This is a genomic window from Gordonia sp. HS-NH1, from assembly GCF_001418765.1.
Lineage (GTDB): Bacteria > Actinomycetota > Actinomycetes > Mycobacteriales > Mycobacteriaceae > Gordonia.
Map to the genome: position 1 here is coordinate 1 of NZ_LIYC01000059.1, position 18885 is coordinate 18885.

Here is an 18885-nt window from a genome sequence, read left to right on the forward strand (position 1 = left end):
CACTACCAGGGGCTTGACCCTCAGCAGCTTGCCGGAGAGCGCGCGGCAGGAAGCGGCTAACGCCATCCTGAATCACCTCACTGCTGAGGACGACGAGGCGATCTCGCGCACAGAGATGCTGGCATCGCTGCGTGCGGCGGGTACATCAGCCCCGACCCGTCCGGCAACGCCGTTGTCCGAGGTCGCGCTTCTGACCAACCGTCGTGACGAGCCCAACATGGCGAGCGAGATATCACGCGAACTCGCCAGCGCGGATCGTGTCGACCTTCTCTGTGCTTTCATCCGGTTTGCTGGCATCGCGGTCATTGGACATGAGCTGGAAGCGCTACGTGCGCGGGGCGTGCCCCTGCGAGTCATCACTACGACGTATCGTGGCGCTACCGAACGACGCGCAGTCGACGAACTCGTCACGAAGTACGGCGCCGACGTTCGCGTCCGCTACGACACTGCTACTACCCGATTACACGCTAAGGCCTGGCTCTTCCGCCGAGAGTCCGGATTCGACACCGGGTACGTGGGCAGCTCCAACCTCTCTCGATCGGCGATGGTCGACGGACTGGAGTGGAACGTCCGAATCTCGGGTATCAGCACGCCCACCCTCATTCGAAAGTTCGAAGGCGTCTTCGACACCTACTGGCACGACCCGGCATTCAAGCCGTACGACCCAGCAACGGATGCCACAACGCTCGACCAAGCCCTATTCGAGGCCGGCGGCGGCAAGAGCGGTAGGGAGACAATTACCGTCTCAGGGCTAGAGGTGCAGCCATGGCCGCACCAGGAGCGCGTTCTGGAAGCTCTCGAGGCAGCTCGCGAAGTGCACGACCACCACCGCAATCTCATCGTTGCGGCTACCGGAACCGGCAAGACCGTGATCGCTGCCCTCGACTACAAGCGCCTGTGCGAACAGGCCGGCAAGCCGCTGACCTTACTGTTCGTCGCACACCGCAAGGAGATCCTGGAGCAGTCCCTACGGAAGTATCGCGAGGTTCTCGGGGACGGAAGTTTCGGGGAGCTGTACGTCGACGGGCACCGACCGACCGACTGGCAACACGTTTTCGCCAGTATCCAATCACTCAGCGGCCGTGGCGGCGACAGCGTCGACGCGACCGCGTTCGATGTTGTCGTCGTCGACGAGTTTCACCACGCCGCCGCAGGCACATACACATCGCTGCTGCAACGAATTGCGCCTTCGGAGCTGCTGGGCCTCACCGCAACTCCCGAACGCACCGATACCCTCGACATCCTCCACTGGTTCGGCGGCCGACCTACGTACGAACTCCGGTTGTGGGACGCTCTCGAACAAGACCTACTGTGCCCCTTCCACTACTACGGTCTCGCCGACAACACAGACCTTCGTGACCTGACGTGGTCCCGCGGCGACTACCGAATCACTGACCTCGAGAATGTGTACACGGGAAACGACGCGCGGACACTCCTCATACTCAACGCCGTGCGTGACTACGTGTCCGACCCGTTCACAATGCGAGCACTTGGCTTCTGCGTTTCGATCGCCCACGCCAAGTACATGGCCGACGCCTTCTCCAAGCAGGGCATCCCCGCGTTCGCGGTATCGGCCGAGACGCCCAGCGCCGTTCGAGCGCAGGCGTTTTCCGATCTCCGAACGGGTGCCGTCGCTTGTCTCTTTGCAGTCGACCTCTTCAACGAAGGCCTGGATCTTCCCGATGTAGACACCCTGCTGATGCTTCGGCCCACTCAGAGCGCCACTATCTTTCTCCAACAGCTTGGGCGTGGGTTGCGTCGCAGTAGGCGGAAAGCGGTTCTCACGGTGCTCGACTTCATCGGCCACCACCGCGCGGAGTTCAACTTCGCTCCCCGGTTCAGCGCACTAACCGGGACACGTGGAAACCGCCTGCTCGACGAAATCTCAGAGGGCTTTCCATTCCTACCCGGCGCTAGCCGGATCGTCATGGATCGGCAGGCCCAAGAGATCGTCCTCGAGTCGATCAAACGAGCGTTGCCCACCAATCGCCGCTCGGCACTGATCGCGATGGTGAAAGAAGCGAACACTAGTGATCTAAGCGATTTTCTCGCGCAGACGGATAGCGATCTCTCGATCGTGTACTCAGGTAGCGGAACTCGGGCGTGGACGCCGCTCCTGCGCGATGCTGGACTACCGACACTGCCATCAGGTCCAGACGAGGACTCGCTTGCCAAGCGCGTCCGAGCACTCGCTCATGTCGACGACCTGGAGCGCGCAGACGTCTATCGCCGGCTGGCCGCTCCTGACGGGCCCACCTATCACGAACTCTCGCCGCGCGAGCAGACTCTCGCACGGATGCTGTTCTTCACTCTGTGGTCCGATCGGGGAGGTTTCACCAGCTACGACGCCGGGTTTAACTTCCTACGCGCACACAAGGCGATCTGTGCGGAGATCGGCCAGCTACTCGACATCACCTCTGCCGGGATCCATCACGTGCCGCGCACCGTCGACGGTCTCCCCCTTCAGACTCACGCTCAGTACCGGCGTGAGGAAGTGTTGGCTGCCGTCGGCTTCGCCAACTGGGAACGTAAGGCGCGAGGACAAGCTGGCGGCGTCACCTGGAGTGGCGATATCGGTGCGCTATTCGTGAACCTGCACAAGGACGAGCGAGAGTTCAGTCCTTCTACGATGTACCGCGACTACCCCATCTCCCGGGACACCTTTCATTGGGAGTCGCCGAACAACACAGCCGTCGACTCCCCTATGGGTCGGCGATACGTGGAGCAGCGCAACAACGGATGTGAGATCCTGCTGTTCGTTCGCGACCGACCCAATGGTGCGTTCGGTGCGGAGCCGTTCATTTTCCTGGGGCCCGTGGACTATGTCAGTCACCGCGGCGAACGTCCGATCGCAATCACTTGGAAGCTGCGTCGTCCGATGCCGATGGATGTGTTTGAGAGTGGTTCGGTGGTGGCGAGTTAACTCCTTGCCGAGCAGATTCGAGCAATACGATGCCGGAGTCTGCCATATCCACTGCACGTTCCCGCCACGGAAAGCTACGGCGGAGTGTTCAGTCAACCCTCCTATCGGGGTGGACCCTAAAACCGTCAGGTAACGGCTTAAAATCTGGCTTATCTGACGTGACGGGAGCCGAGGTGTGGAACTGACGTAGTTTCTTAATGGCGACATCACCAACGACGAAGTAACTATGTGTACCCCCGGTGAGGCGGACCACGTCGCGCCTGTACGACTCCCTCATCGGAGCACGAATCCGCGAGTCTCCATACCCCAAGCAATTCGCCTGAGCTATATATGCATGAAGATCCAGAGCGGAAGATTCGACAAGTGACTCAAAAGAGTGAACATCTCTGTTCCATTCAGGAACGATGAGTGCGTCGACCGATCCTCTTAATGCCGCCCGGTGCTCAATATTCGTCAATTCACTGCAGATGAGAAGCGAAAATCTAAATCCGTCGTGGAGGATCACAGGAGGAATCGACCAAGGGACGTCAGGCACAAGGGTCAATCCGTTAGGTTCTAGAATCTTGGACTTTTCCGGAACTGCGGGACACTGCTTATCCTGGCGATAAACACTATATTGAGAGCCGAAGTTTCGTATCGGCAACGCACACCACACCTGATTGGTAACGGAGCCCGGAGGGCCAACACGAGAAGGCTGGTGTTCAATCCCTGAAATCAACCCAATATCAGACCGACGGAGAACGGTTGCAAGGTCGCTGAACCACTTGCTAGGAATTGCAATTTCGGGAAGGACAAGATAATCGGGCCGACTTGGATGTTTCGCAACCGAAATGGCTAGTTTGTACAGGTCATCGAAACGGTCCAGCGAATCGTTTGGCAGCCCTCGAGCAGCATTAAAGGCATCAGTTTCATCCAGTTCTAGCATCGCCACTGCAATGCGGACGGAATCGCGAGATTTAAATGTGCTGCTTACGATAGAGGGTGGTCGTCCGGCAGTCCGCTTGAGCCACATTCGGGGATAACCAGGTGCACCCCGCAAACCTAGGATAACTCGCTGAATGATTCCGGATGGCGCGAGTCCATATACCCCAGGACGAGTTAGAGCGAGGCATGTCTCGAGCTCTGAGATAGTCGGAGGCCTGGTGGGGAGGACGACACCGAGGTTTCGAGAGCCATCAATTTGGAGGCCCACTAGACGAGGCACTTGCGATTTGGAGTTGAAGTCACTTCGCCGCGGAAGGGCCCGTAGGGCCTTAACCAGAAGGTCTGCTCCTTCAGATAGTTCCTCGGGAAGCACGAGGTCGTCTGATGTCGCCGGATCAAGGTCAGGAGCATTTTTGATATTGAGCAGAGACCATCTGTATGGTCTGTGAGAAAGGTCGCGTCGCATCATTTCGAGCTGATACTTTCGAACAGTTGCGATCGTCTTAAGCGGCCGTTGATCACTCTCGAAATGTTGCCTAAATAGGCCGCGAATTACATCCCAACTTTTCGTAGACAAGCGTGCAGGCCACGCAGAAATGACGGACTCAACAAGGTGGTCTCGGTAATCCTCTGACCAACGAACCAGCAGAGACTGCATCTGCAACTGACCGCGCGGCTCCGTCACTGGTACACGGCCAGCCTGCGGTCCGGAAAGTCTCATATCACAAGTTTCGCGGACTAATGTAACCGTCGTCTTTAAGACGTCCAGGATAACGCCAAGACTATCAGTATCCGCGCATGCTGCTGCTAGCGAAATCAACCGAACACTGTAGGGCTCTAGTTCAAAGAATCTCGGTAGCGTTAGCGACGCCTCCGAAATAGCGCGAATAGACTCGAGTCGCTCTTTCGCCCATCGATTCGCCGGTAGATTGCGTTCGTAAACGCTTAGGTCACGGAGTCTCAGAGACAGAGCTTGCCTACGGCCCGAAGTTAAGTCGAAATCACGCAGCTTAGTAGCAACGTTTGTTGTTGCGAAAGCGAGGGCATTAGATACTCGATCACCCACCTCCGGGAGCGGCGAGAAGGACCGCCATTCACTGGTCCTGTCCTGTAGATTCAAGCGGATAGACTCAATTACCGCTTGGCCGCTCGCGCCACTTAAGTGAAATATCTTGTTCTTAGAGTTCCCGAAGTGAATTTGAGAGGATGCCAAGTAGTGCGGAATAAATGAAAGAGATCCGGCAGATTCGTCCATTTTAGCGCTGGCACCGTCTATCACATCCCCCCGCAATCGTATGAGGCCGTCGCTCCGCTCGACTATCCATGACGAAAGGCTGCTTGGATCTGAAAATTCCTCTGTGGTTTCAATTGCGAGAAGAATGTCATCGACATACCTACCGTAGTAGACAGGATTAGTGTTGAGTGCGATCCTGTCGAGTTCAATTAAGGCCAGGTTTGCGACGACAGCGGAAGCCGGCAAACCAACAGGTATACCAACCATTGAGGAGCCCACCGTTTGTCCGGTCTGCCGTGACCATTCGATTAGAGCGGCGGTGAAGAGGCGATTCAATTTGTCCTGATAGGGACTTAATTCAAGATTGAGAATTTCTCGAACGAACGAATCATTCAAGAGGAACTCCGGGTTAAGGCGGTGGTAGTAGGACGAAATATCAGCCGTAACGGCTACTACCTCTTTGCCTTCTGCTACAGACTTCGCCATTGCACGGATACCGCCATCGCGCCATTCCTGATAGGCGAACTGGTAGGGTTGAAAGCTACCGACACCCAGCTGGTTGATACCCGCTCTGTTGGATTTCCTTAGCCTGTTTCCGCGAGAGTGGAAGGAGAGTCTACGATCCATCGCAGACCCAACGTGTAGCATCCATAGTGTAGATAAGACGTGGAAGTCGATACTACACTTCGACATGATCCTGAACTCGGCCAACGGCCTCTCGCCCTGGTTGCTGGCAACAGAACGCCATGCTTGGTTCGGGTCCGAATGGATGACCGCTTGGCGACTGGGGTCGTACTTGAGAGTTTTGGGCGCTAACGTAAAGGTGCCGACAAATCTTGAATCCTGGACCCAGGATTCACTACTCGAATTGATTCGACGACTCAATTCGTTTAGGTTCTGGTTTAGGTTTCGTTCGTAGCGAACTAGATCGGTTCTGCGAGGATTTGAAGAGTAATAGAGGTCGACCTTGGCTTTTCGGTAGGCAGTGGTTAGTTCCGCAAGTTCTGTACCGAGCATATGGTCCTGCCTCTGTTCCTCGTTGGGCAAATGGACGACTCTGGGTAGATGTCGGCCTGTATAATTCGCACCCGCTCGGCTGTGTGCATCACTGTTCGTGCGCGAGGACGGCAGAAGGTGCTAGGAACCGTAGCCGGTTGACGGGGCGTCGGTTCAATCCACAAAGCAATCTTGACTGCGCATCAATTGGCAGCACCCTGTGGCTCATCGCTCCGGTCTACAGCTGCCTCATAGAAAGCATCCGCGAGCGCCATAATGACGCCATTGACGGCGGGCCCTTCGCTAAAGAAGTAGTCGGCCATGGTGTTGTGTGCTCCTTGGTTGTCGATGACGGCTTCGGTCACCGCGGTCTGAAAGTCCTGCGACTCCATAAATTGCTTCTTTGAGTTAACCGCAGTCTGGTTGACCAGGTCCGGGTAGGCAAGCAATCGCTGGACCAGCCCTTGAACGAATTCGCGGATCTGCGACTCTGTGAACGCCTCAGCACCGAAGAGGTCGTTCATCTTGTCGATGACTACCTGCAGCGCAACGTATTTTGGCTCCTTCCGGGCGCCACTGCCAGCGGCACTGATGCCCTTCAGTTCACCGTCACCCGTCAGCGAGATGTCCGTTCTGGGTCTCGACGTGTGCTTGACGCCCACCAAAACCACGTCCGAAAGGTCTACTTCCGCCGCCCATGACGAGTCAGCAATAACCTTTTCCAACAACCGCAAGAAGATCGATAGCATCTCCATGTAGGGGTCGCCGTAGTCGACGATCTGGCTCATGAAGTCGTAAAGCCGGACGTAGGTGGAAATATCCTTGCGGAAAAGGTCGAGTTCGTTGAGGGTGACTTTGTCGTCAGTCTCGAGTGCTGCCCCGTAGCGCCGCGCAAAGTCGTGCTTGGGCGGGCTGATCGCGGCAGAGAGTGCGTTGTTGCCCTTGCGGGTCACCCAGAGTTCGGCGACCTCACGTACCTGCTCCGGCGTGTAGATCCCGGCCTGGTCGAGCTTGGTCGCGAGGTGGACCACGACGTACGGGTCGGTCTCGGTCTCCAGGGTGGCGTCCGTGAAGTACGGCTCGAACGCAGCCCGGATGTCCTCAGGCTTGTTCACAAAGTCGATGACGAACGTCTTGCGCTTCTGCTCTCCACTCGCCGTACGGTGGGTGCGGTTGAGCCGAGAGAGCGTCTGCACCGCAGTGACTCCGGAGAGCTTCTTGTCGACGTACATCGCCGAGAGCAACGGCTGATCGAACCCGGTCTGGAACTTGTTGGCAACCAGCATGATCGTGTACGTCGTGCCCTTGAACGCAGCTGCCAGGTCCGAGCCGGCGCCAGGGTTAAGGTTCGCCTCGGTGAACTCGTCGTCCTTGCCCGGCTGCGGCCCCCAATCCGCCGCCCACCCCTCGTTCTCGTCCATCGTGACTGAGCTGGAGAAGGCGACCAGGGTGCGGTAGTTGTACGAGTCGTCCAGCGCGGCTCGTTTGGCGATGTAGGCGTCGATCGCCTTCTTGTACTTCACCGCCGCCTTGCGGGAGTCAGTCACGACCATCGCCTTCGCCTTGCCCTCGAGCAGGTGGGCGACATTGGTGTGGAAGTGCTCGACGATAATTTGAACCTTTTGGCTGATGTTTGTCGGGTGCAGTTTCACCCACCGCATCAGCCCTTTGCGGGCTGCGGACTCGTCCACTTCGCCACTGTCGCCGCTTTCCGCCTTGCCGGCGATCTTCAGTGCGGTGTCATAGGTTTGATAACCCTTCAGCACATCGAGGATGTAGCCTTCCTCGATCGCCTGGCGCATCGAGTAGAGATGGAACTCAGCCGGTTTCCCGTCGGAACCTTTTCGGCCGAACAGTTCCAGGGTCTTGTTTTTCGGCGTCGCGGTGAACGCGAGGTATGAGATGTTCTCAGACTCGGCTCGCTGGGTCATCTCGGCGGCCAGAACTGCCTCTACGTCGACCGAACCTCCCTCCTCAATCTCCTTGACCTCTTCTGCCGTCAGGACGGCCTTGAGCCTGGAGGAAATCTGGCCGGATTGCGAAGAGTGCGCCTCATCGGCGATTACCGCGAACCGGCGCCCCTTCAGTGACGAGTCTTTCCGGATCTCGTCGAGAGCGAACGGGAAGGTCTGCACCGTCACCGCGATGATCAGCTCCCCGTTCTTGAGCGCGGTCGCCAGCAGTCCGGATTTCGACTTCGCGCCCGCCTTGCGGACATCCTCCGGGCTGATCGTGGCCACGATCTTCCCCGAGCCGTCGATCTGGCGGATCGCTTCCTGGAGCTGCCCGTCCAAGACAGTGCGGTCCACGACGACGATCACCGAGTCGAACACCTTCTTGTTGTCGACGTGCAGTCGGGCGAGTCGGTGGGCCGTCCACGCGATGGTGTTCGTCTTTCCCGATCCGGCCGAGTGCTCGATCAGATACCGCTGCCCGACCCCTTCGTCGCGGACCGCAGCGACGATATTCGTCACCGCCTCCCACTGGTGGAACCGCGGAAACAGCATGCTCGTCCGCGACACCGACGTCCCGGTGGCGACGTCCCACTCATGCTTGGTCTCCACGATCATCAGCCGGCCGATGATGCCGAGCCAGGAGTCCTTGTCCCACACCCGTTCCCACAGGTACGCCGTCGCCGACCGCCCGTCGGTACCGGGCGGGTTACCCGCGCCATGGTCGTGGCCGATGTTGAACGGCAAGAAGTGAGTCTTCTCACCCTCGAGGCGGGTAGTCATCGCCGCCAGATCGTTGGACACCGCGAAATGCACCAGCGCCCGGTGTCCGAACGACAGCAGCGGCTCCAGACGGCCGTTGGTCAGCGGATGCCGGTTCTTGCGGTACTGGTTGATCGCGTCATCGAGGGACTGGGTGAAATCGGTCTTCAATTCGACGGTGGCCACCGGGAGACCATTGACGAAAAACACCAGGTCGATGCTGCGCCGGTCAGCGGTGGAAAAATGCACCTGCCGCATCACCCGCACCCGCATCGCCGCGTACTGCTCGTTGGTGGTCGCGTTCAGACTGGTCTCGGGGCGGAACTGCGCCATCTTCAAACGGCCACCGCCGATGTAGGGCACCCCGTTACGCAGGATGTTCAGGGTCCCGCCACCATGCTCGAGCGGTTTGTCGAGCGCGGTGGTCAGCACGTCGAGGAACTTCGCCCCCGACCCCGCCGCCTTCAACGCCTTCTCGTACGCCGCCTGCTGGGTGTCCTCCAGCCACGCGAACAGATCCTCGGGGAACAGCGCCCGCTCCCGGTCGTACCCGGTGTCGTTCGCCGAGTACAGCCACCCGTGGGACTCCAGGTACGCGCAGATCTCGGACTCGAACACGACCTCGTTGTGAGCGGCCATCACACCATCTCCCGCACGTCGATCTGACCCGTCACTGCAGCCGTGATCAACGCAGCCCGCCGCTCACGTGACAGGTCGATGAGCCGCTCGGATTCCGCGATGAGAGTGTCGATCTTTCTGGTCTGGTCGTTGAGATACGTCGCAATGCGCTGCTGCTCAGCAACCGGCGGGAGCGGGACTCGAAACGCGGCAGCCGTCGGCTGGTAGATCGTCTTGTGAGTGGATCCAATCATCAGCGACTGGATCTCGTTCCGCATCGCCCGGAACGTCCACATCAGGTACTCCGCGATGAGGCGGTCGCCCGGGATCCAGTTCCAGAAATCCTGACTGGTTGCCATCTCAACTGGCATGATTCCGCTGAATCCGACGGAGGCCGTGCGCGAAAGCACGACTGTCCCTGCTGGCAGCAACTCGGCAGAGGAGTTGGCGAGACCGACTTCACTGATGAGATTGACCGTTTCGCCGAGATAGGTCTGCCGGCCGTCCCGCAACTGCCACACGTCCGCAAGAGTGAACCAGGGGATGGTGCAGTCGACCCAGTACTCCGGCTTACTCCGACTCGGAGTGTGCCCCGTCTTCATAGTCGCGACCTTGCGAATGTTCGCAACTGTCCAGTGCTGAGGGACCTCGGTTGTCCAGAACAACCCACTAGATTGCATCGGAGCTGCCGGGTCCAACCCACGCCCAACGGCAGACTCGATGACAGCCTGACGTCGCGCGTGGAGCATCTCAATCAGACGCTGCTGCTCCTCGATGAGCGTGTCGATACGGGCGGACTCGCGGTCGAGGTGGTCGGCGATAGCGCGCTGCTCTTCTGCCGACACGGCGGGGACCGTCATTGACTGCAGGTCGCTGACGTTCAGCCGGGGAGTTCGGACGTTTCCGGCCTCAGTACCGCCGATGCCCCGAACCAAGCTCGCCATCGTCGCTACAGTGAATTCACTGGAGAGGAAGTAGTTCAGCCACCGCTTGTCGACCGTCGGGTCGACTCGCAGCACCGCGTAGTCCGGGCTCACTACCCCATCCTCTGGGGCGATTCCGAGCGCGCCTTGAAACGCCCGCATCCGGTTGATGACGAGGTCGCCCGCCCGGCAGAGCTTGTAGTTGGACAGATCCTCGGCCGCTGCCCGGGTGGTCGTGTCCGACGACTCACGACGTCGGACGCCCCAGCTGATCGAGACCGACAAGAGCGGAAGCGTTCCGGCTTCCAACCCCGCTCGGGCGTCGGATTCCGTAAGCAGCCACTTGAGGCGGACGGAGTCGGTCATCCCTCCACCTCGCGCAGTAGGTCGAGGATCTTGGCGACCTGCTTCTCCAGGTCGGCGTCGATCTCGGCGAGGGGGCGTGGTGGGACGTACTTGTAGAAGTGACGGGTGAACGGGATCTCGTAGCCGGTCTTGACCTTGCCCCAGTCGATCCAGGCGTCGGGGACGTGCGGGGCCACTTCGGCGTCGAAGTACGCCTGGATGACCTTGGTCTTGCCTGCAGCGCCGGCGGTGGAGCCACCGTAGGTGAAGGGGACGTTCTCGGTGTCGCGCTTCTTTGAGTCCGACTTGGGCTTGCCCTTGCGGTCCACGACTGGGTTCTCGTCCTCGTCCAACAACGGACGCTCGACGGTGATGGTCCAGTAGCCGAACTCGTCGGTGCGCAGCACCTTGGAGTAGTCCGGGTCGGCGTCGGTGAAGTCGTCGTACAACTTCACGACCTCGGCGCGGTCGTCGTCGCTAATCTCGCGGCCCTTGGAGCCGAGGTTCTTACGCATCTTGGTCCAGAACGAGGTGCCGTCGATGAGCTGGACCAGGCCCTTGCGGTCGGGGTGCTTGGTGTTGTCGAGGATCCAGATGTAGGTGGCGATACCGGTGTTGAAGAACATGTTGGTCGGCAGCGCGACGATCGCCTCGACCAGGTCATTCTCCAGCAGCCACTTACGGATGTTGGAGGGACCGGACTCGGCGGCACCGTTGAACAGTGGTGAGCCGTTCATGACGATGCCGACCCGGCCGCCGCCGTCCTCCGGCCCCCGCATCTTGTGGGCCAGATGGAGTAGGAAGAGCATCTGCCCATCCGACGTCGCCGGCAGTCCAGGGGCGAACCGACCGAAGGGGCCGGCCTCGTCGCGCTCCTTCATGACCGCCTTGGCGTACTGCTTCCAGTCGACACCGTAGGGCGGGTTCGACATGCAGAAATCGAAATGGCGGCCCTTGAACGCGTCGTCGGTGAGGGTATTGCCGAAGACGATGTTGGTGGCATCGTGCCCCTTCGCGAGCAGGTCGGACTTGCAGATCGCGTACGACTGACCGTTGTACTCCTGGCCGTACAGGCTCAGCTTCGCGTCTGGGTTTTGCTCTAGGAGGTGTTCCTCGGCGAGGGCGAGCATGCCGCCGGTGCCGGCGGTGGGGTCGTATAAAGTGCGGACGATGCCGGCTTCGGTTAGGTCGGCGTCCTTTTCGGCGAAGAGCAGGTCGACGAGCAGTCGGATCGCGTCTCGCGGGGTGTAGTGGTCTCCGGAGGTTTCGTTCGCGGCCTCGTTGAACTTGCGGATGATGTACTCGAACGCGTCGCCCATGTCGGCGTTGGACACGACGTCGGGATGCAGGTCGATGCCTTTGAACGAGGTGACGACCTCGCGTAGGAGTTCCGCCTTGTCGAGGGTGAGGATTTCCTTCTTGAAGTCGAAGTACTCGAAGACGTCGACGTCGGGGGAGAAGCGGTCGATGTAGTCGGCCAGGTTGTCCGCGAGGCCGTCAGCGTCGGCCAGCAGGTTCGCGAAAGAGTAGTTGGAGGTGTTGTAGAACGGTCGTCCGGTGGCTTTCTTGACCTCGACCTTGAGCCGGTTGGGGTTGTCGTACTTCGCTGCGAGCTCGCGGACCGTGTCTCGGTCGGGCTCGAGGATGCAGTCGAGGCGGCGCAGGATCGTAAGTGGGAGGATTACGGTGCCGTACTGATTGGGGCGGTAGGGGCCTCGAAGTTGGTCGGCGATTGACCAGATGAAGCTACCTAGGCTGCTCACAGCACTCCTCTAACGTCCATTGACCAAGAAACTCCTGCTGTAGTGGTAGCAGGTTGCGACCCTGAGGGTAGCTGGGGACGAGGAATCGTCCTGCGTGGCACGGGTCCGTCACATCAACCCTCAGAGTGTCGTGCGTCGTTGCTCGGCGTCGGCTGTACGGCGGAGTTCCACGATCTCGATCGGAGGTGGGATCGCGGAGTTGCCGCACGCAGTTGCGACGCGATCGATCCTCGATCGCGAGTGTCCCGCGGAACGCTTTGATTCAGCACACCGGCACCTGCCGGTACGCGCTGGAGCCTCGGCTTGCGCAGCGTCGACACCGTCACGATCCGGTACTCCGAGACCGAAGGCCCGGCTGAAGCATCGCGCAGCGAGTGTCTAAGCCCATCACGTATGCCCTCACACCGACAACTGACTCGCCGACCGCCTCAGCTCCGAGAACGCCTTAATCCCCGTTGATGTAGCGGTAGCCACCGGCCGCAACTCCGGCCCGGCCTCCGTCTTCGACACCATCACCACGTTGTCCACGTACGGCTGGATCGTGCTGGTGTTCTGCACCGTGGCCACGATGATCAGCTGGAACCCGAACTTGCGGAACGCACTCAACGCCTGCTGCGCGAACTGCGGGTCGGACTTGGAGAACGCCTCGTCGAGCATCAGCTGCGCGAAGATGGGTCGGTTGTCGTTGCCGTGGGGGCTGGCCAGGTTGAAGCTCAACGCACCCGCGAGGCAGAACGCCATCAGCTTTTCCTGCTCGCCGCCGGAGTTGTCGCCGGCGTTCGAGTAGGTGCGGATGGTCTCCCCCGACTCGGCGTCGTGCTCCTCGCAGTAGAAGTCGAAGCGGTTGCGCACATCGAGCGCGTCACGTGTCCACTGGCGGTCCTCCGGGGTGTTGCCGGCGAGGCGTTCGCGCAGCAGCAGGATGTCGGAGTACTGCTCGAGGATCGCCTGCTCATCGCCGAAGCTGACCGCAGTGGCACGGTTGGAGATCTGGCGGGCCTTCTCGGTCAGCTCCTCGACCGCGGCGAGCTTCTTGCGTCCCGGTCGCAGCCGCAGGCGTGTACCGCGGTTAAAGGCAACCGCGCCGAGGCCGGTGTTGACGCGCTCGATCTGCTCGACGATGCGTCGTTCCTCGGCGTCGGCGGCCATGTGCAGACCGAGGATCGCGCCCGGCGCCTGCTCGGTGATGAGACGGCGCATCCGCTCGTAGGCGGCGGGCAGTTCACGCTCGTCGATGCGGCGGCAGACGGCGACGTAGTCATGGAGACGTTCGTCAAAGTCGTCGCTGTCGTTCGGGATGGCGTCGGGGAACTCCTCGTCGTAGGTGTCGAGGATGCGGGCCAGCTCATCGCGGGAGCGTCGGGCGTCGGACCGCATGCGGTCGCGCTCACGGCTGGCTGCCTTGACGATTTCCTGGCGGTACGGCTCCGGATTGAGCACGTCGAGCGTCGCGGAAAGATCCTCCCGGAAACCGTCGAGGGTCTTCTCCGCCTGGGCGGGAACGTCTTCGGGCTTCAATCGGTCGATGAGGTCGAGGAGCTGGGTGCGCCGCGAGTCCTGGCGGGCGATCTTGTCCTTGACCAACGCAGCCTGCGAAATCGCGTTGCGCACCTGCTCCCACAGGTCTTCGGCCTTGCGCTGGAGGGCTTCGACGTCGGGGTTCTCTTCGATGAGCAGGTCGTACTGGTCGGTGAGCTGATCGACCCGGTCATCGACAGAGTCGACATCGATCTCGTTCCACTGCGTGAACTGCTCGCACACACGGCGATACGCATCGCGGCGTCGTTCCTTGGCGCTTCGCTCACGATCGAGCTCGGCGCAGTCCTGGCGGGCGTCCTCGAACGCCCGCTCCTCGTAGTCGAGTTCGTCGCGAAGCGCGGCGATCTTCGACGCGACGTCGCCGACGAAGATGTACTGCGACCGGCGCAACTGCTGGCGGTCGTCCTTCACCGCGAGCTTCGCCGAATCCTTACGCAGACCCTGGTCAGTGACGGCCTTCGCGTACTGGGAGAACTCGCCGGGACTGTCGACACACATGTGGCTGCCCAGCTTCGACAGGACAGTCATCGCCTCGGCGGCGCACGGGTGCGAGGCGTCGACGGGACGCAGCTTCGAGGCCAGGGTCCCCGGCTCCAGAACGGGCATCGGTCGGGAATCGGCCTGGTGCAGCTGGATCCGGCCGCGCATGTCGTGCGAGTTCACGAAGCGCAGGGCGGCGCGGAAGTGCTTGTCCGGCACCAGCAGACGAAGACCGACGTTCCGCAGCACCTTCTCCACGGCCAGACGCCAACGCTCTTCGTCGGGATCGAGTTCGACGAGTTCGGCGACGTACTTCAGCTCGGACTCGTCGATCTGCAGTCCGTGGGCGATGGCGCGGCGCATCTCGTGTTCGGTGCGCGGGAGTGCGGAGCCGGCGTTCTCGACGCGGCCGAGTTCCTCCATCGCGGCGTCGCGGCGGGTACGGGCGGCGACCTCGCTGGCCAGCGCCTCCGCGTAGTGCGCGCGACCGGCGTCGAGCTGGCCGTCGATCTTGGCGGCTTCCTCGGTGAGTTCCTCGCGGAGCAACCAGAATCCCTCGGCCCGGGTGGGCGGAGTGAAGCCGAGCGCGGAGACCTTGTCCTCGTACGCGTTGCGTCGGGCGGTGACCTCGGTACTGAGTTTCTGTGCGCCGCCGAGCTGTTCGCGGAGCGGGGCGAGATCGCCGGTGGAGGTGGCGATCCGCGACAGCAACAGGCTGTGGTCCTGGCGGAGCTGGTCGTGCTGGGTGGTCAGCGCGGCGAGATCGCCGTCGAGGCGGGTGATCTGGTCGTCGAGGTCGGCGACCTCGGGCTCCGCGTTGCGGATCCGCAGGTTGTTGACGTAGCTGCGGATGGTGGTGTTGTCGATGGTGTCGAGGACGGAGAACGTGGCCGCCTCCCCCGCGTACCGCTCGTGCACCTCCTCGATATTGCCGAGAATGGTGCGCTTGCGGCGCGCGACGTCGAGCAGTTCGCGCGCTTCGACGAGCGGGTCGATCTGGTCAAGGGCGTCAGCGATGCCGACGATGCTGGTCGGGGCGTCCAGCATGAACTCCCGCACGAACTGCGCGAGACCGCCGACGCTCTTGAGCGACTTGGCCTTTCCGAGAAGCTGCTGCGCGGCGTCGGAGCCGCGGATCCCGATGAGCGAGTACAGCGTCGAGAGGTACTTGCCCTCACCGGGTCCGCCACGCCAGCCGCGGTCGCGGAACTTGGCCGAGTTGTAGTTATTGGCAGCCCAGTCGTTGCAGGCCTCGACGATGTCGGCGTCGCCGTCGTAGATGAAGTACGAGCTGTGCGCGTCGGTCATCTTGCCCGCGGCAAGCCATTTCAAGACGAGACCGGTGATGGCCTCGCCGGAGCTGGAGGTGTACGTGACTGCGATGGCCGCCCACGCCGGGCCGGTGCCGCGCAGGTACATGATCTCGCGGTGCGCGTTGGTACCGTCGCGCCGCTCACCCCACGCGCCGCGCACGTACTTGCCGACCGTGCGCTTGCCGCTGGAGGAGCCGGCCGCCGTCGCATCACCCGAGGCGTTGAAGTTGCGCCGATGGTCGGGCAGGAACGCCAGCGAGATCGCGTCGAGCAACGACGACTTGCCGCTACCCGACGACCCGGTGATCAGAGAACCGTTGGGACTGAACGGGATCGAGTGATACCCGTCGAACACGCCCCAGTTGATCAGCTGCAACCGGGACAGGTGGTACTGGTCGACCTGCCCGCTCACCAGTCGTCTCCTTCGTCATTCTCGCCATATGCTCCGTCGAGGTCGGCCGCGTCGTCGTCGCGCTCGGTCGGCTCGTAGGCAAGGTCCTCCGGCGGTATCTCGCCGGTGTCACCGGATCCGATGAACTGCTCGAATTGCCGTTGTAGGTCGGTGATCACCGACGCCGTCATGACCGCGGAGATCACCGGGCTCACGATGAAAGTGTCGGCGTCGTCGCGCTGCTTGCGCAGGAACTCGAGCTCTTCCATCTTGTCGAGCGCGCGTTCGATGCGCTTGTCGAAGAGTGCGAGGTCGCGGTCGATGGTGTTGGTGACGCCGGCGAACAGCTCGTGGATCTCCTCGCGGGTGATCAGGACCGGCTCGTCGCGAGCGGCGCGCACGTACTTGGCCAGGTGCAACGCCAGGATGGCGTCGTAGGTGTGGATCGTCTCGCGCTTGAGAATCTTTCGGCCCCAGCGGGAGTCGTAACCCGCCTGCTCGACGAACGCGACCTGCAGTTCGTCGACGATGCGCAGCCGGAGGTCGAGTTCGGAGAGGCGGCCGCGCAACACGTCCTGGTACTCGGAGACCCACGACCACAGCTGCGGCTGCCGGTCACCGCTGATGTAGCGGCGGGTCAACAGGTTCTGCAGCGCCCAGCACGCGCGGTCGGGCAGCTCGCTGACGTCGCCGTCGAAGCGGGGTGCGTCCGGCGTGTGGGTAGCCGCGCGGTTCGCGACGGTGGGCAGGTCGTCGAAGCCGGCGAATTCGTCGGGGGTGCCCTTCGTGGCTCGCTCCGCTCGCACCTCAGGGGGCAGAGAATCGGCGTCGCTCGCAGGGGGCAGAGCGCCCTTCGTGGCTCGCTTCGCTCGCACCTCAGGGGGCAGAGGGCCGGCCTCAGGGGGCAAAGATGTCATTCGGCGTCGACCTCCGCAGTCGGAATCGGTTCGGTGAAGGTCAGGTCGGGCACTTCGATGGCGTGGTCGTCTCCGATGAGGGACCGGAATCGCACGGTGGTCATCGGCACCTTCTCCCCCGCCGCTTGCTGTTTGGAGGCCCACGACCACAGGACGATGACGTGCGCGAGATACGGCTCCTCGAGTCCGTCGATGACGTCGGCGAGGGCGACCGGCCCGGTGGCGACCGCGGCGTTCACGGTGTCGGTGAGTTCGGTGGTGTCGACCTGGCCGGACAGCGACGCGAACGACGTGAGGTCGGCGTCGACGACGGCCGGGAGCGCCGGTGCGGGCGGTATGTGTTCGCGGATCTCGAAGGCGAGTCGGCCGATGGAGTTCACCGTCGGCGCGGCGAGGGGCAGCTCGTAGCCGATACGACGGTCGGCCAGGGACGTCTTCAGCAATTCGTTGGCCGTGGCGAGGGCGTCGTTGAGCTGACGGGCCAGGCCGCGGCTCTGCTCGAGGGTTCCCGACGCCACAAAGCGTCGGATACGGCGTGCGCAGCGCTGCCTCGTGCGTCCGACTTCGGCCATCTGCTGGGTGACGAGGCCGAAGAAGTTGTCCATCACCGACCGCAGGCCCGCGTCCATGGCTGGGAAGTTGTCGACGATCGTCTCGATGTCGTGTTTGAGGCGGGCCCGACGCTCTGGGTCCTGGATCATCTGCGAGAACGCCTGGTACGACGCGGACTGCGGCGAGTCGAGAAGCGCCTCGTAGTCGTCGAAGAGCTGCCGCTGACGGTCGCGGTAGGCGAGGTCGGAGTCGCCCGGGTCGTCGAGCAGGGCGGTGGTGATGCGGTCGAGCATCGTGCCGTACTGGCCGATGTCGGAGATGATCTGCTCCATCTGGTAGCCGATGGTGCGCGCGGCATCCTCGGCGACGCGCAGGTCGACGGGCGGGCGTCGGCCGGCGTCGAGGTCGGCGAGCTCGGCGTCGAGGTCGGACATCTGCGCCTCGATCTCCGAGCGGATCTGGTCGGGATCGTTGCTGACCTGGCCGGCGACTCGTCGGAGCTCGGCGGCGATCCCGGTGATGGATCCGCCGGTGGCGATCGAATCCTCACGACGCTGCCGGCGCATGAAGTCCAGGACCGACCGCGCCTCGCTGGTCAGATGGCACAGGTTGGGGGCGTTCGGGTCGGTGGTGTCGGTGACGCGGTGCAGCCAGCCCTGCCGGGCCCAGAGTTTGACCAGCTCGAGACCGGTGGCCTGATCGGTGAGGTCGAGGTCGGTGAGGTCGCGGTCGAGGCGCACCGACAGCTCGGTCTCCGACAGTTTGGTGCCGTAGTCGAGGTGGCGTTCCATCAAGGTGACGTAGAGGGCCGAGTTGGTGGCCGCGAAGAGCCGACCCACCGCCGACTTCTGGATCGAGCGGTTCGTTTCCCACGCGTCGGCCAGTGTGAGCTGCACGGACTCGGGGCCGCTCGACGCGCCGGGGGCCTCGACCGGAGCCGGGAAGGCTGAGAACTCCATCGCCGCCTCACGGGGATCTCGGGGACTAGAGGACCCGGGTAGTCTGCCACGCCTGGCGGCCGCGGCCCCACCCGGTGGTCGCGTGTCCAGTTTGAGGTGGATGCTCGTTTGAAGGCGACTGAGCTTGATCTCGGCTTCCGTAGCGACGAATATGTCGCAGCTGCGGTTGACCATCGAGGACTGAGCCCCGGACGGCTACTTCTTACCGCACCAGGCGACTGTCGACGGACATGATTGGGACGGTCTTAGACTTCACCGAGCGCGCGAGTGTTGCGGTAGCGCCCCATAGAGTGG

Annotated in this window: 8 protein-coding genes; 1 reads left to right on the plus strand and 7 read right to left on the minus strand. The window is 61.9% G+C overall.

Annotation, left to right across the window (positions count from 1 at the left end; translation table 11 throughout):
* Positions 1-2923 (plus strand): DUF3427 domain-containing protein (locus AMD30_RS22915; RefSeq protein WP_055477222.1); only part of this gene is annotated, 2923 nt, incomplete at its 5' end.
* Between the two features lie 88 nt (positions 2924-3011).
* On the opposite strand, the gene AMD30_RS24790 is transcribed toward AMD30_RS22915, so the two are convergent.
* From AMD30_RS24790 to AMD30_RS22945, 7 genes are all read right to left on the minus strand, one after another.
* On the minus strand, positions 3012-5708 hold the full coding sequence (locus tag AMD30_RS24790) for a reverse transcriptase domain-containing protein (protein ID WP_231632828.1): 2697 nt from the start codon (positions 5706-5708) through the stop codon (positions 3012-3014).
* Positions 5709-6280: 572 nt separating this feature from the next.
* Positions 6281-9430: a type I restriction endonuclease subunit R gene (locus AMD30_RS22920; protein WP_055477223.1), complete on the minus strand. Its 3150-nt coding sequence runs from the start codon at positions 9428-9430 to the stop codon at positions 6281-6283.
* Positions 9430-10698, minus strand: a complete 1269-nt coding sequence (locus AMD30_RS22925) for a restriction endonuclease subunit S (protein WP_055477224.1) — start codon at positions 10696-10698, stop codon at positions 9430-9432. The genes AMD30_RS22920 and AMD30_RS22925 overlap by 1 nt, the downstream gene beginning before the upstream one ends.
* Positions 10695-12440, minus strand: a complete 1746-nt coding sequence (locus AMD30_RS22930) for an HsdM family class I SAM-dependent methyltransferase (protein ID WP_055477225.1) — start codon at positions 12438-12440, stop codon at positions 10695-10697. The genes AMD30_RS22925 and AMD30_RS22930 overlap by 4 nt, the downstream gene beginning before the upstream one ends.
* A gap of 399 nt (positions 12441-12839) precedes the next feature.
* Positions 12840-16184, minus strand: coding sequence for an ATP-binding protein (locus AMD30_RS22935; protein ID WP_055477226.1), 3345 nt, complete (start codon positions 16182-16184; stop codon positions 12840-12842).
* Positions 16181-17080, minus strand: a complete 900-nt coding sequence (locus AMD30_RS22940) for a DUF4194 domain-containing protein (RefSeq protein WP_055477227.1) — start codon at positions 17078-17080, stop codon at positions 16181-16183. The genes AMD30_RS22935 and AMD30_RS22940 overlap by 4 nt, the downstream gene beginning before the upstream one ends.
* Entirely contained in the window at positions 17077-18591 is a 1515-nt protein-coding gene (locus tag AMD30_RS22945) for a DUF3375 domain-containing protein (protein WP_055477228.1), read from the minus strand. Before AMD30_RS22945 ends, AMD30_RS22940 begins: the two co-directional genes overlap by 4 nt.
* Between the last annotated feature and the right edge of the window lie 294 nt (positions 18592-18885).